At 30.1% G+C, this 804-nt stretch carries 1 protein-coding gene and 1 pseudogene; both read left to right on the top strand.

The window, feature by feature from the left end:
- A partial coding sequence (locus B3J44_RS22125) for a YraN family protein (RefSeq protein WP_286971475.1) occupies nucleotides 1–315 on the top strand: 315 nt, incomplete at its 5' end.
- Nucleotides 316–436: 121 nt separating this feature from the next.
- Nucleotides 437–804, top strand: a pseudogene (locus tag B3J44_RS22130) (aspartate kinase); the annotation flags it as partial.

Raw genomic sequence — 804 nt, forward strand, 5'->3', positions numbered from 1 at the left:
GAAGAAAATGGATATTCGATTATAGAGCGAAACTTTGTTATACAGAAAGCCGAAATAGATATAATTGCACAAAAAGATAATGTTTTGGCAATTGTTGAAGTTAAAACTCGTTCAAGTTTAGATTTTGGTTCTCCGCAAGATTTTGTGAAGCAAAAAAAGATTCAATTACTCATAAAAGCAGTAAATGCCTACATAAACGATAGGGAAAAGGATTTTCAGGAAGATTTAGAAATCCGTTTTGACATCGTTGCCATCCATAAAAATGGGGAATCATTTGCAATTGAACATCTTACTGACGCTTTTTATCACTTTTAACATAATTTTTCATTGTTATAATTGTAACAATTTGTTTTTTTATTTATATTTGCAAAGAATTATAACATCGCAATGTTAAATTAACTACCAACTCAACTGTTACCAAAAAAAAAAAAGAATTATGAAAACTGTTTCTTCTATTGTAGAAAACTACATTAAAACAAAACCATTTTTATTAAATGCCCTGTCGCTCGGAATTATCAACCTAACTTCACTTTCGCGAAATATTATGACCGAATTAGAAAGTGAGTTTGGCAAAGAAGTAAAACAAGGCGCTGTTGTAATGTCTTTAAAACGACTGACGGAAGAATTAGATTTTAAACTAAATCACAAAATCAATAAAGTAATTAAAAATATTGGTGAAATCACGGTTCGCTCTGAACTTACAGATTACACTTTTGCAGCATCTGAAACTGTCTTAAACAAACAAGCAGATTTGATCTCTGATATTAATGCTTTGTCTGATATTTTTTATACCTCATCTCGTGG

It is taken from the genome of Flavobacterium sp. UBA4854, from assembly GCF_002399805.1.
Lineage (GTDB): Bacteria > Bacteroidota > Bacteroidia > Flavobacteriales > Flavobacteriaceae > Flavobacterium > Flavobacterium ginsengisoli.